At 68.5% G+C, this 12,926-nt stretch carries 14 protein-coding genes; 9 read left to right on the forward strand and 5 right to left on the reverse strand.

The annotated features are described in order from the left end of the window. Nucleotides 1-129 precede the first annotated feature (129 nt). From G6016_RS10415 to G6016_RS10430, 4 genes are all read left to right on the forward strand, one after another. Nucleotides 130-1,290: an ATP-binding cassette domain-containing protein gene (locus G6016_RS10415; protein WP_182632600.1), complete on the forward strand. Its 1,161-nt coding sequence runs from the start codon at nucleotides 130-132 to the stop codon at nucleotides 1,288-1,290. Continuing rightward, nucleotides 1,287-2,141 (forward strand): ABC transporter permease, encoded by an 855-nt coding sequence (locus G6016_RS10420; RefSeq protein ID WP_182632590.1) that lies wholly within the window; start codon nucleotides 1,287-1,289, stop codon nucleotides 2,139-2,141. Before G6016_RS10415 ends, G6016_RS10420 begins: the two co-directional genes overlap by 4 nt. Next, nucleotides 2,138-3,160, forward strand: coding sequence for a glycine betaine ABC transporter substrate-binding protein (locus tag G6016_RS10425; RefSeq protein WP_241730152.1), 1,023 nt, complete (start codon nucleotides 2,138-2,140; stop codon nucleotides 3,158-3,160). The genes G6016_RS10420 and G6016_RS10425 overlap by 4 nt, the downstream gene beginning before the upstream one ends. Before the next feature lie 151 nt (nucleotides 3,161-3,311). Beyond that, entirely contained in the window at nucleotides 3,312-4,187 is an 876-nt protein-coding gene (locus tag G6016_RS10430) for an alpha/beta fold hydrolase (protein ID WP_182632591.1), read from the forward strand. Nucleotides 4,188-4,541: 354 nt separating this feature from the next. On the opposite strand, the gene G6016_RS10435 is transcribed toward G6016_RS10430, so the two are convergent. Together G6016_RS10435 and G6016_RS10440 are read right to left on the reverse strand one after the other, a co-directional pair. Continuing rightward, on the reverse strand, nucleotides 4,542-4,853 hold the full coding sequence (locus G6016_RS10435) for a hypothetical protein (RefSeq protein ID WP_241730154.1): 312 nt from the start codon (nucleotides 4,851-4,853) through the stop codon (nucleotides 4,542-4,544). Between the two features lie 106 nt (nucleotides 4,854-4,959). Continuing rightward, a complete protein-coding gene (locus G6016_RS10440; protein ID WP_182632592.1) occupies nucleotides 4,960-5,388 on the reverse strand; it encodes a hypothetical protein in 429 nt (142 codons plus the stop codon). Between the two features lie 112 nt (nucleotides 5,389-5,500). On the opposite strand from G6016_RS10440, the gene G6016_RS10445 reads away from it, so the two are divergent. Together G6016_RS10445 and G6016_RS10450 are read left to right on the forward strand one after the other, a co-directional pair. After that, a complete protein-coding gene (locus G6016_RS10445; RefSeq protein ID WP_182632593.1) occupies nucleotides 5,501-6,634 on the forward strand; it encodes a carbon-nitrogen hydrolase family protein in 1,134 nt (377 codons plus the stop codon). Nucleotides 6,635-6,696: 62 nt separating this feature from the next. Next, complete coding sequence (locus G6016_RS10450) at nucleotides 6,697-8,232, forward strand: MFS transporter (protein WP_182632594.1); 1,536 nt, start codon at nucleotides 6,697-6,699, stop codon at nucleotides 8,230-8,232. An 87-nt stretch (nucleotides 8,233-8,319) separates the two neighbouring features. On the opposite strand, the gene G6016_RS10455 is transcribed toward G6016_RS10450, so the two are convergent. Beyond that, a complete protein-coding gene (locus G6016_RS10455) occupies nucleotides 8,320-8,724 on the reverse strand; it encodes an MmcQ/YjbR family DNA-binding protein (protein WP_182632595.1) in 405 nt (134 codons plus the stop codon). A 45-nt stretch (nucleotides 8,725-8,769) separates the two neighbouring features. Further along, entirely contained in the window at nucleotides 8,770-9,660 is an 891-nt protein-coding gene (locus G6016_RS10460; RefSeq protein WP_182632596.1) for a cation diffusion facilitator family transporter, read from the reverse strand. A 67-nt stretch (nucleotides 9,661-9,727) separates the two neighbouring features. Between G6016_RS10460 and G6016_RS10465 the strand changes: the two genes are divergently transcribed. The 3 genes from G6016_RS10465 to G6016_RS10475 all read left to right on the forward strand — a co-directional run bounded on the left by G6016_RS10465 (nucleotide 9,728) and on the right by G6016_RS10475 (nucleotide 12,388). Further along, nucleotides 9,728-10,162 (forward strand): NfeD family protein, encoded by a 435-nt coding sequence (locus G6016_RS10465; RefSeq protein WP_182632597.1) that lies wholly within the window; start codon nucleotides 9,728-9,730, stop codon nucleotides 10,160-10,162. Nucleotides 10,163-10,186: 24 nt separating this feature from the next. Then, entirely contained in the window at nucleotides 10,187-11,557 is a 1,371-nt protein-coding gene (locus G6016_RS10470) for an SPFH domain-containing protein (protein WP_182632598.1), read from the forward strand. A gap of 66 nt (nucleotides 11,558-11,623) precedes the next feature. Then, nucleotides 11,624-12,388 carry a TetR/AcrR family transcriptional regulator gene (locus tag G6016_RS10475; protein ID WP_338403579.1) on the forward strand — a complete coding sequence of 255 codons (765 nt, stop codon included), beginning with the start codon at nucleotides 11,624-11,626 and terminating at the stop codon, nucleotides 12,386-12,388. Between the two features lie 5 nt (nucleotides 12,389-12,393). Here the strand turns inward: G6016_RS10475 and G6016_RS10480 are convergent. Next, nucleotides 12,394-12,926, reverse strand: a 533-nt coding sequence (locus G6016_RS10480) for a DUF1731 domain-containing protein (protein WP_182632599.1), incomplete at its 5' end; no start/stop codon positions are given.

A 12,926-nucleotide genomic window follows, 5' to 3' on the forward strand; every position in this document is an offset into this window, starting at 1 on the left:
CCTGCTCGGCCGTCTCACCATCAGGGGGAACCAGTGACCAGCCCAGATCCAGCGCCCGGCACCGGCACCGGCGCCAACGCCGGCAGCCGCACCGCCCGCACCGGCACCAACGCCGCGCGCTCCGATTCCGTGTCCGGGGTCCCGATCGTCCTCGACGAGGTCTCCAAGATCTACCCGGGTCAAGAGGTCCCCGCAGTGGACCGCGTGTCGCTGGAGTTGCCCGCGGGCGGCACGACGGTGTTCGTGGGCCCGTCGGGCTGCGGCAAGACCACCACGATGCGGATGATCAACCGCCTCATCGAGCCCAGCTCGGGGACCATCACGATCGACGGCGAGGACAATCGCCGCCTCGACCCCGACACCCTGCGCCGCAGCATCGGCTACGCCATCCAGGCCTCGGGTCTGTTCCCGCACATGACGGTCGCGCAGAACGTGGCGACGGTCCCGCGGCTGCTGAAGTGGAACAAGAAGCGCACCCGCGAGCGCGTGGACGAGATGCTCGAGCTCGTCGGCCTGGCGCCCGGCGACTACCGCGACCGCTATCCCGCACAGCTGTCCGGCGGTCAGCAGCAGCGTGTCGGGGTGGCGCGGGCGCTCGCCGCGGATCCGCCGGTGTTGCTCATGGACGAGCCGTTCGGCGCGGTGGATCCCATCACGCGCGCGTCGCTGCAGGACGAGTTGTTGCGGCTCCAGGCCGAGCTCCACAAGACGATCGTGTTTGTCACCCACGATTTTTCGGAGGCGGTGAAGCTCGGCGACAGGATCGCGGTCCTGGGGCCCGGATCGTCGGTGCTGCAGTTCGACACGCCCGAGGCGATCCTGGCCAACCCCGCCGACGAGACCGTCTCGGGTTTCATCGGGGATGATGCCGCGCTCAAGACCCTCACCCTCCGGCGGGTGGGGGACGTGAATTTGGGGACGACGACGACGGCGACGCTTTCCGAGCCACCCGCCGAGTTCGCGGCCCGGTTGCGCGGATCGAGCGACGAATGGGCCGTGGTCCTCGATCAGTCGGGGCATCCCGTGCGGTGGGTTCGTGGGGATCGGGTGGCCGGCGCGACGGACCTCGCCTCGGCCGGCGAGCCGGTGAGCAGCACCGTGACGGTGGAGGCGTCGTTGCAGGAGGCGCTCGACGGGCTGCTCTCCACCGCCAGCGCCACTACAGTTGTCGTGGACCGGGACGGCGTGTACCGCGGCGTGATCGGGATCGACGACCTGGTCGACGAGTTGCGGCGGATCCACAAGCGCCACGCCGACGACGACGCCGGCAGCGGAGCTGATCCGTCATGAGCGCCCCGGCCACCACCAGCAGCACAGCGTCCGGCACCGGCTCGGGTTCCGGCTCCGGCTCCGGCTCCGACACCGGCTCCGGCTCCGGCTCCGGCTCCGGCTCCGGCGATGCCAGCATCGCGCTCGGCGACTCCGCGCGCCTGTTCATCCAGCCGGTCGCGGTGATCATCGCGGTGATCGGGGTGCTGTGGTGGGCATTCGCCACCCCGATGTCCGAGACCCAGGCGGCCTCGCTGAACGCGGCGTCGATCACCGAACGCACCCTCCAACACGTGCAGATCACCATCACCGTGACGCTGATCGTGGTGGCGGTGGGCGTGCCGCTGGGGATCATCCTCACCCGGCACAAGACACGATTCCTGGCGCCGGTCGCGATCGGGATCGCCAACATCGGCCAGGCCGCGCCCGCGATCGGCCTGCTCGTGCTGTTGTTCCTGTTCACCAACAAGACCGGCTTCTGGATCGGCGTGCTTCCGGTGGCGTTCTACTCACTGCTACCGGTGCTGCGGAACACGATCGTCGGAATCAATAACGTCGACCCCGCGCTCATCGACGCCGCCCGCGGCCAGGGGATGTCGGCGGGCAGGATCCTGCGCACGGTCGAGATGCCGCTCGCGGTGCCGTTCATCCTCGCGGGCCTGCGCACCACGCTCGTGTTGGCGGTCGGCACGGCCACGCTGAGCTTCCTCGTGGACGCCGGCGGGCTCGGCATCTTCATCGACACCGGGTACCGGCTCGCGGACTACAAGACGATGGTCGTCGGCGCCGTCCTGGCCGTCGCCCTGGCGCTGCTCGTCGACTGGCTCGGCGCCGTCGCGGAGGTCCTCTTCAACCCCAAGGGGCTGCGATGAACTCGACCATGCGGTCCGACATGACCGCGCCACGCAGGCAACCGTCCGCGTTCCGGCGGCTGCTGTCCTCCCTCGTCGTCGTCGTCATGGTTGTATCCGGCTGCGGACTCTCCAACGGCGGTTCGGTCCCGCTCCCCGTCGGACCCGGGCCCCAGGGCACGGTCCCCGAACTCGAGGGGGTGCGGGTGACCGTGGGCGGCAAGGACTTCACCGAGGGCGTGATCGCCAGCTACCTGGTCGAGTTCCTGCTCGCGGCGGCCGGAATGGACGTCTCCGACATGTCGTCGCTGGCCGGGTCCAACAGTTTCCGGCAGGCGCTCGTGGACGGACAGATCGACATCGGGATGGAGTACACGGGCACCGCCTGGATGAGTTACCTCGGCAACGACGAACCGATCCGCGACCCGCAGGGGCAGTGGGAGGCGGTGCGGGACGCCGACCGGGCCGGGCACGACATCCGCTGGCTGCCGCCCACCACCGTGGACAACACCTACTCGTTCGCCATGAACCGGGCCGCCGCCGAATCCACCGGCGTGCAAACGTTCTCCGACTACGCCGAACTCGTGAACTCCGACCCGCAGGCCGCCGTGACCTGCATGGAAACCGAGTTCTCGGTCCGGCAGGACGGCTGGCCGGGCCTGGCGGAGGCGTACGGCTTCGACCCGTCCACCGTGCCGACCCCGATCATGCAGACCGGCATCATCTACCAGGCCACGGCCGTGGGGAACGAGTGCACGTTCGGCGAGGTCTACACCACCGACGGCCGCGTCAAGGGCCTGGATCTGGTGGTGATCGAGGACGACAAGAGGTTCTTCCCCGTCTACAACCTCGCCGTGGTGGTCCGCGGGAAATTCATTGACGCGCACCCACAGATCGAGGAGGTCCTGGCCCCGCTGGTGGACATTCTGACCAACGAGGTGATGGTGGAGATGAACATGCGGGTCGACGTGGACGGCGAGGATCCCGCGCAGGTCGCGAGGGATTTCCTGGTCGATCAGGGGCTCGTGACGGCCGGCTGAGGCGGATCCGGGGTCGGTACGCGCCGGAGAAGGTTGATGCGGCGACGGCTCGTGTGCTGGACAATCGGTCACATGCCCGCCGGCGGGAAGCCGCCGACGGACCCGCCCCCGACCCCTCGACGTCGGTAGGGCGCCTGCGAGGAGGACGTTCATGGCCACCACCAATCCGCTCACGGTCCTGCCCCGTGCTGCGCGACGGTTTCCGCGAATGGCGCCGGACATGTCGCTGCTGCCGAGGGGCAAGATCATCACGGTCGCCGACGATGTGACCACCCGGATCTACGACACCGGCGAGGAACACCTGCGGCCGGTGATCCTGCTGCACGGGATGGTCGCCACCGGGATGCTGAACTGGTACCAGACCTTTCAGCGCCTCCGCGGCGAGTACCGGCTCATCACCTACGACCAGCGGCACCACGGGATGGGGCACAACGGCCCCTTCGGGTTCGCCGAGCTCAGCGACGACGTCTTTCGCCTGGCCGACCATCTCGAGCTGGAGGCCCCGGTGGTGGGCGGCTACTCGATGGGCGGCATCGTGGCGCAGCTGGCGGCCCGTCAGAATCCGTCCCGGTTCGGCGGGCTCGTGCTCGCGGCCACCGGGACCGGCGCCGAGCGCAACGCGCTGGAGAAGATCACGCTGGGCGGGATGGCCCGGACCCAGCCGCTGCTCAACGCGGTGCCCGAGGAGGTGGCCCGCGAGATCACCGACCAGCCACTCGGCCCGCACGAATGGGCCCTGCGCGAGCTCGCCGCGACTCCCATGTCCACGCACCGCTCGGTGATCAGCGAGGTCGGCCGGTTCAACTCCCTCGCGTGGCTGCACGAGCTGGATCTGCCGGTCGCGATCGTCAAGACGATGCGGGACATCGCGTTCCCCCAACGGATCCAGGACGAGATGGCGGACCTATTGCCGCACAGCGCCGTGTTCCCGATCCAGGGTGGTCACGCGGTGTGCGCAACCCAGCCGGGCCGATTCGCGCGTCGGATGCGCACGGCGATCGGCTGGGTCGTGTCCAACTCCCACTGAGCCGAGCGCTGATCCTCTGGGCGGTCCCGTGCGCCGCCGGGCGGTCCCGTGCGCCGCTGGGCGGTCCCGTGGCGAGCGCCGCACGCCGATCCACCCGTCCGATTGCGATCTGCCCGTTTGATCGCAAAGCGCGTGCCGATCTGCCCGTCTGATTGCGATCCACCCGCCTCCCGCCGACGATCCACCCGCCTCCCGCCGACGATCCGCCCCTCACCCTTCGATCCGCCCTTTCGATTACGACATGCGCTGCGGCCCCCGCGCGCGTGTCGCATTCGGAAGGGCAGATCGTCAATCAGGCTCCGCAGCGGGGCGAAACTAGACGACAGAGAGCGCTGCCGCCGCCGCTTCTCAGCGTCAGAGCACCGAATAACGCACGGCGGTCACCACAAAGACGACCATCGCGATCGCCCCGAGCACCATGCCCCACATGCCGCGCTTCAGGTTCGGCTCGCCGCCCTCGCCCAGCATGCTCGACATAGAGGAGCGCGCCATCAGCCCGAAGCCGACCGCCATCATGGCCGCGAGAAACGCCACGATGTTCAGCAGCGGTACCCACGAGAACAGCACCGCCCCGATCCCCAGCACCAGTGCGCGGGTACCGAGATCCATCCCGCTGGACGGTGCTTTCTTGGGCTTCTGGCCTCGCGAGCCGGAGCGACTGGACATGCCACCAGGGTAACTGCGCCCGCCCTCGCGCGGCCCAAGCTCACCCGTGCTCCGAGCTCCCGCGTGGTCCACGCCCTCACGCGGCCTACACTCACCCGCGCCGCGCTCAGCCCAGCAACTGCCCGTCGGCGAAGCCGGCCAGCAGCACCGCGAATCCGCCGATCTCGCCCACGACGAGCGCCCACATCCCCGCGTGCAGTCCGGCGGTCGGCCGCTCGAACTGGTTGGTCGTGTCCTTCAGCGCGCCGTGCATGATGTAGCTGCCGATCGCCACCAGGAAGAAGAACACGAGCACGCCGGCCGCCGCGAGGTTCACCCACATCGCCCAGCTGCTCAGCTCCACGAACACCGCGATGAGCAGCGTCGCGAACGAGTACATCAGCGCGGCCCGGTGCGCGATGTCGACGTACGGGTGCGCGACATGCTCAGGGCTGGTCGCCATCTGCCGGTACTTCCACACCCCCAGCACGAGCGCCAGCAGGAAAATCACCCCGGCGGCGAGCAACGTCAATCGCGTGTCGAGTCCGAGTTCCATGGCGATCCTTCCGGGCGCACTCACCCACACCTGACAAAACTGGGCGATTTGTATGCTCGTCACTGTAGGCCACATCACCTGATCCCCGGCCACGCACAACCCAGGAGCACCCATGCCGGACAACCCCGGACACCGCGACCAACCCCGCCGCGTTCGTGCCGCCGCGATTCAGTTGGAGGGCGTGCCGGGCCGCGTGGATCTCACCCTGTCGCGCCTGGAGTCGATGATCATCGAGGCAGGTCAGCGCGGCGCGAAGGTCATCGCGGTGCCCGAATTCTGCACATCGCCGGTGCCGATGCGCCCCGGGGTCCACGCGGCGGTGCTGCCGCCAGGTAACGCGGCCGTGGAGATGTTCCGGCGCCTGGCCGCGCGGTACGGAGCGACGATCGGCGGGTCGATGTTGGTCGCCGACGATGCCCCCGCCGGTCACGCCGCCCCGGGCGCCGGCGTTGCCGCCGGACAACCCGAACAACCCCGAAAAGATAAAGATCGGGACGACGACGACACCACCGCATACCGCGAGATCTACAACCGGTATCACCTGGTCGAACCCGGTGGCCGCATCCACACTCATGACAAGGATCTGCCGACGATGTGGGAGAACTGCTTCTACACCGGTGGAGACGCGAGCGGCGGCGATGACGGCGCATTCGACACAGCACTCGGTGGCGTGGGGGTCGCCAGTTGCTGGGAACTCATCCGACACCAGACCGTGGCGCGACTGCGAGGCCGGATCGACCTCGCGATGACCGGAACCCACTGGTGGACCGTGCCCGACAACTGGGGCGGACTCACCTCGCGAGCATTGGCCCCGCTCGCGCGGCGCAATCGTGAGATGTCGGAGAACGCGCCGCGAGAGTTCGCCCGCCGACTGGGCGTCCCGGTGCTGCAGGCCTCGCACTGCGGACAGATCAGGTCCGACCTGTTGCTCGTTCCGGGCTCGCGCCTCGCCGTCCCGTACGAAACCGAGTTCGTGGGCGCCACCCAGATCGTCGACGCCAGCGGCACCGTCCTGGTGTCCCGGAACACCGGCGAGGGGCCAGGGATCGTCTATGCAGACGTAGAGCTCGCGGATGCCGCGACAGGGAGACGGGTATCCAGTTCACACGCGGGGGGAAATTTCTGGATACCCGAACTGCCGCTTCTCATGCGCGGATACTGGCACCAGCAAAATCTGGCGGGTCGGAGTTACTACAGGCGCTCCGGACGGAGGGCAGGCCTGCGGGCCGCGTCGGGAGCACGATGATCACCTCGAAATCGGCCGCCGCCAGCGACTAGACGTCCAGCGCGATCCGAAAGGATCAGCAGATGACCACGTCCACCGCCACCAGCACGGGGCAGGAGGAACGCAGGTCCTGGCTACCGATGATCGGGCTGTTCCTCGGCCAGATCCTCATGTCGTTCAACGTCTCGGCGCTACCGATCTCGATCGGGGGAATGACCGCCGACTTCGGAGTCCCCCCGACGGTCGCCGGGTCGACGATCGTCATCTACGGCCTGGTCGTGGCGGCATTGGTGATGACCGGGGCCAAGCTCGGGCAACGGGTCGGGTGGGTGCGGATCTTCCGTGTTGTCGTCGTCGTCTTTGCTCTTTCCTCCCTCCTGATGATCTTCTCCCCCACGGTGGCCAGGGCCATCGCGGGGCAGGCACTGGCCGGCGCCTCGGCGGCGATCATCGTCCCCGCACTGGTCGCCCTGGTCGCTGAGAACTACAGCGGTGACCAGCAGGCCACCGCGATCGGCTCGCTCGGGGCGGCCCGCGCCCTGGCCGGCGTCAGCGCGTTCCTCATCGGCGGCACCCTCGGCACCCTCGTGGGTTGGCGTCCCGTGTTCTGGATCGTGTTCGCGATCGCGATCGCCGTGTTCGCACTGAGCTTCACCCTGCGGTCCGACAAAGGTGATCCCTCGGTGACGATCGACGTGGTGGCCGCCGTCCTCATCGGCCTGGCGATCATGTCGCTCACGCTCGGCTTCAACAATCTCAACGCCTGGGGAGCGTTCGTCGCCGGGCCCGGCGCACCGTTCGAGCTCGCCGGGATTTCCCCCGCCCTGATGCTCATCGTTACCGGCGTCATCCTGGGCCAGGCGTTCTTCCTGTGGACCCGGCGCCGCATGCGCGAGGGCAAGGTTCCGCTCGTCGACCTGTCGGTCCTCGGCTCGGCCCGCGAATGTGCGGCCGTGTACGCGATGTTCATCGTGGTGGCGCTCGAGGCCGCCCTCAACTTCACCGCGACGCTCATCGTGCGGTTCTACAAGCGGTTCAGCCCGCGCACCATCGGCGTCGCCGCGTTCACCCTCGCCACCGCGGCGCTGGTCTGGCTCTCGCTCGTCGTGAACAACAACTGGGAGACACTGCCGACGATCATCGGGCTGGTCGCCTCCGGGATCGGGCAGGGCGCGCTCGTCACGCTCGTGTTCAACGTCCTGGTCACCTCCGCCCCCGCCGAGCTCGCCGGTGATGTGGGCTCACTCCGCGGCAGCACCCAGAACCTCGCCTCCGCCGTGGGAACCGCGATGGTGGGCGCGATGCTCGTGGCGCTGCTCAGCGTCGGCATCGGCCGGGCCGTGGTCGAGCACCCGTCGCTGCCGCCGGAACTCATCGCGCAGGTGGACCTGGACAGCGTGAACTTCGTGTCCAACGAGGATCTTCACGCGCTGCTGTCCCGGACCGATGCCACCGAGGAGCAGGTCGCCTACGCGGTGCAGCTCAATGAGGAAGAGCGCCTGCGGGCACTCAAGACCGGACTGCTCATCCTCGCCGGGATCAGCGCCATGGCGATCCTTCCGGCCTCGCGTCTGCCGCGATACCGCCCGCACGAGATCCCCGCCGACCAGCTCACCTGACCCAGCTCGGTCGGCTCAGCGCCGCCGGCTCAGCGCCGGTCGAATCAGCCTCCGGCCGGATCAGCTCTGCCGACCGACTCCGGAAAGCTAGCCCCTGCCGGCCTCGTCCAGGCGCGCCACCCGGCGGACGCCGGCGGTCTGGCGGTACGAGGACTCGACGAGTTCGGCCACCTCGTCCCAGTCCACCTCCGGGGTGTCGAGCGGGAGGGCCAGCCAGCCGGCCGGGCCGTAGTAGGCGGGGAGGTGGATCCGTGCGTCCTGCTCCAGGGCGACCCGTTCGGCCGGATCGGGCAGGAACAGCAGCGCGTGATCGAGCAACGGGTCGGCGTGATCGCCCTTGATCTTGCCGCCGAAGACGGCAAACACTTTCTTCGTGAACCACACCGGCCGACCGTGCGCAATCTTCTCCGCCGCGTCCGGAAAGGTCAGACAGAGCGTGCTCAGGCGTACGTACGCGGGGTCGTCGTCGTCAAACATTTTCGGGTGGGACACACCCGCAAGATTACTTCCGGCGCCGCGCCGTGACCGCGGGATTGTCTAGAGGTGCACGTCGTTGTACGCGCGCTCATCCTCGATCGGCTCGAGGTGGCTGGTGATGTGGCAGCTCGGCAGGGCGGCGTGGATCGCCTGCTCGACCTTCTCGACCAACTCGTGCCCACGGTCGACGGTCCACTCCCCCGGCACCAGGGCGTGGAACTCGACGAAACGCCACTTGCCGGATTCGCGCGTGCGCAGCTCGTGGAAGTCGACCCGGCCCGGCTCGCGATGACGCTCCAGGACCTCCTCGATGACCTGGTTGTCCGGCTCGGGAAGGGTGGCGTCCATGAGCCCCATCCCTGATTCATGAACCAGCTTGTAGCCGATGAACAGGATGTTCACGCCCACGCCGATCGCCACCAGCGGGTCCAGGATCTCCCACCCGGTGAGCCACGCGAGCGACAGGCCGACCACGACGCCGATCGTGGTGATCACGTCGGTCATCAGGTGTTTGCCGTCCGCCTTGAGGGTCGGCGAGCGGTGCTTGGTGCCAGCGCGGATGAGCGCGACGCCCACCGCCGCGTTGATCGCCGTGGCAACCACCGAGATCGCCAGGCCGAGCCCCATCGACTCGAGCGGCGCCGGGTTGATGATGCGTTCGATGGAGACGACAAGAATGAACGCGGCGGCGATGAAGATCATCGCGCCCTCTACACCCGCTGAGAAGTATTCGGCTTTCGAGTGGCCGTACTGGTGATCGTCGTCGGCGGGGCGCTCGGCGACGGTCACGGCTCCGACCGCGATCAGGGCGGCCACCAGGTTGACCACGGACTCCGCGGCGTCGGAGAGCAGGCCGACGGACCCGGTGACGTACCAGGCCGCCATCTTCAGCACGATGGTGACGACCGCCGTAGCGACCGACAACCAGGCGAACTTCTTCAGAGTCGACACGCGATAGAGCGTAGCCCTCCACCCAGGCTTCCTCTGTCGGACACCGTCAGTGGGTAGTCTCGGTCACATGCACGCAGGACTTATCTGGCTCGGAGCAGCTGTGCTGCTGGCTGCCGGCGAGGCGGCCGGCGGCGAGTTGATCCTCATCATGCTCGCCGCAGGTGCGCTCGGCGGCTCCGGCGCGGCATTTCTCGGTGCGCCGGTATGGGGTCAGGCGCTGGCGTTCGCTCTCGTCTCCGTCATCATGCTCGCCGCTGTCCGGCCGATCGTGCGACGTCGCATGCTGGCCTCGCTGCCGGAGCACGAGACCAACACGGCAGCGCTCACCGGTCGTGGTGGCACGGTGGTCGAGGCCGTCGACGGGTCCGGCGGGCTGGTCGAGATCGCCGGGGACACCTGGACCGCCCGGCCGCTCATCGAGGGCGAGACCTTCACTGCCGGCGAGAAAATCCTCGTGCACGAGATCGAGGGCGCCACGGCGATCGTCGTGCGCGGCCTGTAGAGCCCACACAAACGGAGGAAAAGCATGGGTGGATTGATCTTCCTTGCCGTCATCGTCATCCTGATCGCCGCGGTGGTGGTGAGCTCGGTCAAGCTCATCCCCCAGGCCGAGGCCGCCGTGATCGAACGACTCGGTCGCTACCAGCGCACCGTGAGCGGTCAGCTCACGCTGATCATCCCGTTCATCGACCGCGTGCGTGCCAAGGTAGACCTGCGTGAGCGGGTCGTCACCTTCCCCCCGCAGTCGATGATCACCGAGGACAACCTCACGCTGAGCATCGACACGGTCGTGTACTTCCAGGTCACCGACCCCAAGTCGGCCGTGTACGAGATCAACAACTACATCATCGCGGTGGAGCAGCTCGCCACCACGACGCTCCGAAACGTCGTGGGTGGACTCACGCTCGAGCAGACGCTGACCAGCCGCGACATGATCAACAAGCAGCTGCGTGGCGTCCTCGACTCCGAGACCGGCCGCTGGGGTCTGCGCGTGGCCCGGGTCGAGCTGCGATCGATCGATCCGCCGCCCTCCATCCAGGATTCGATGGAGAAGCAGATGCGCGCCGACCGCGAGAAGCGCGCCACGATCCTGACGGCCGAAGGTAACCGCGAGGCCGCGATCACCACCGCGCAGGGCGCCAAGCAGGCGGCCATCCTGGACGCCGAGGGCAACAAGCAGGCCGCCATCCTCGCCGCCGAGGCCGACCGGCAGTCCCGCATGCTGCGCGCCCAGGGTGAGCGTGCCGCCCGCTACCTCGTCGCCGAGGGTCAGGCCGCCGCGATCGCGCGCGTCAACGCCGCGGTCAAGGCCTCCAAGCCGACCCCCGAGATGCTGGCCTACCAGTACGTGCAGAACCTGCCCGAGATGGCCAAGGGCGACGCCGCCACCATGTGGATGATCCCGTCGCAGTTCGGCGATTCCCTGGAGAACTTCGCCAAGGCGGTCGCGAAGAAGGACGACGACGGCGTGTTCCGCTACGAACCGTCCGAGGTCGACACGGACGCCGACCTGCCCTCCGCCCCGGACGAGTGGTTCGACACCTCCACCGACCCGGAGATCGCCCGGTCCGTGGCGCTGGCCGAGGCAGCTGCGAAGGGCACCTCCGTGGAGGACGAGGAGGTCCGCGCGAGCAAGCCCAAGCCTGGCGTCTTCGACATGGTCCCCGAGTCCGAGGGCGGTGCCGCCCCCGACACCTCGGCGTCGCGCCACGCTGCGCCCGGGTACGGCGAGCAGCAACAGCAACAGCAGCCGCAGCAGCAGTACCAGCAGCAGCAACAGCAGCAGTACGGCGCGCCCGCGATCGGCGGGCCGCAGGCACCGCAGCCGGGCACGCAGCCACACGAGCCGTTCCCCGGCTACACCGCCTACCCGGCCGAGGGAGAGCAGCCCCGCTAAAGGCTGCCGACCACCGAACATCCAGGTAGCGGCACCCCCGTGTTTCCCAGGTCGTAACATGAGGGCGTGACACGTAACACCGACCACGGCGCCGACCGTCCAGCCGACACTGATTCAGCCACTTCCGGTTCCGAATCCACAGTGTCCGGCACAGCATCCTCAGCGAGCACCAACTCGGAGGGTGCGGACGGCGGCGCCGCTGTCATCGGTGGCAAAGGCACCCATGACGCGGAGGACATCCGCATCATCGAGGTGGCGTGTTCAGTGCTCGCCGAGCGCGGCATCAAGGGGTCCAGCACTGACGACATCGCCCGGGCGGCCGGCGTGACCCGGGTGACGCTGTACCGCCGCCTCGGCACCCGCGACCAGGTGTTGCGCGCCATCTACGCCCACGAGGCACAGCGGCTGATGATGTCGGTCAACGCGCGGTTCACCCCGTTCTCCTCCCTCGAATGGGACCCGGTGCAGCACGTCGAGGACCTGCTCGTCGGCACGGTCTTCGACATCCGCGAGAGCGAGCTAGTGAGGCGGCTCATCGAGGTCGACAAGATCGAGACCATGGCCGTGCTGGCCGGTCAGTCCGACTCGGTGCTGGGCGGGATCACCGAGATCGTCGCCGAATTCCTCCGCAACATCTGGAACGCGGACGTCCACACCCGGCCCATGACCGACGCCGAGGTACAGGATTTATCCCGCGAGGTGGGCAGCGTCGTCGGAGGGTTCCTGCACTCGCTTGTCGTGATGCCCGACGGTCCGCCCGTGGTGACCTCCGAGGACGAGATCCGCGCTCTGGCCCGGCGGGTGCTGGTCCCGATGATCCTGCAACGGTGAGCCGGTTACGTCCGCTGGATCGCGGTCGGCTGGTCCTCGGCGCCGAGCTCGTGCTCCAGTGCCGCACGGAGCTCCGGGAAACGGAACGGGTGCCCGAGCCCGGCCAACACGTCCGGCACGATCCGCTGATCCGCGAAGGCCAGTTCGTCGGCACCCCGTGAGCCCAGGAGCAGACCGGGCGCCCATCCCGGCACCGGGACCACCGTCGGCCGGTGCAGGACCGAGCCGAGCACGCTGGTGAACTCCCGGTTGGTGAGCGGCTCCGGCGCGGTGCCGTTGACCGCCCCCTCTACACGCGTATCGACAATCGCACGCAGGTAGATGTCCGTGAGGTCGTCGAGCGCGATCCACGACATCCACTGCCGACCCGACCCGAGGCGACCGGACAGGCCGGTGCGCGCGATCGCGGCGAGCGGCGGCAGCATCCCGCCGCCCGCGGACAGCACTACACCTGTCCGGACGTTGACCACGCGAGCCCCGGCCGCGCGGGCCGGCTCGCATGCCGCCTCCCAGTCCGCGACGATCTCGGCGAGCGGGC

This window comes from Dietzia aerolata (genome assembly GCF_014144865.1).
Classification (GTDB): Bacteria; Actinomycetota; Actinomycetes; order Mycobacteriales; family Mycobacteriaceae; genus Dietzia; species Dietzia aerolata.

Bases quoted from the DNA above. Each gene is read 5' to 3' on its own strand.
- G6016_RS10420 (WP_182632590.1), top strand. From the start codon at position 1,287: ATGAGCGCCCCGGCCACCACCAGCAGCACAGCGTCCGGCACCGGCTCG.
- G6016_RS10425 (WP_241730152.1), top strand. From the start codon at position 2,138: ATGAACTCGACCATGCGGTCCGACATGACCGCGCCACGCAGGCAACCG.
- G6016_RS10430 (WP_182632591.1), top strand. From the start codon at position 3,312: ATGGCCACCACCAATCCGCTCACGGTCCTGCCCCGTGCTGCGCGACGG.
- G6016_RS10435 (WP_241730154.1), bottom strand. From the start codon at position 4,853: ATGTCCAGTCGCTCCGGCTCGCGAGGCCAGAAGCCCAAGAAAGCACCG.
- G6016_RS10440 (WP_182632592.1), bottom strand. From the start codon at position 5,388: ATGGAACTCGGACTCGACACGCGATTGACGTTGCTCGCCGCCGGGGTG.
- G6016_RS10445 (WP_182632593.1), top strand. From the start codon at position 5,501: ATGCCGGACAACCCCGGACACCGCGACCAACCCCGCCGCGTTCGTGCC.
- G6016_RS10450 (WP_182632594.1), top strand. From the start codon at position 6,697: ATGACCACGTCCACCGCCACCAGCACGGGGCAGGAGGAACGCAGGTCC.
- G6016_RS10465 (WP_182632597.1), top strand. From the start codon at position 9,728: ATGCACGCAGGACTTATCTGGCTCGGAGCAGCTGTGCTGCTGGCTGCC.
- G6016_RS10470 (WP_182632598.1), top strand. From the start codon at position 10,187: ATGGGTGGATTGATCTTCCTTGCCGTCATCGTCATCCTGATCGCCGCG.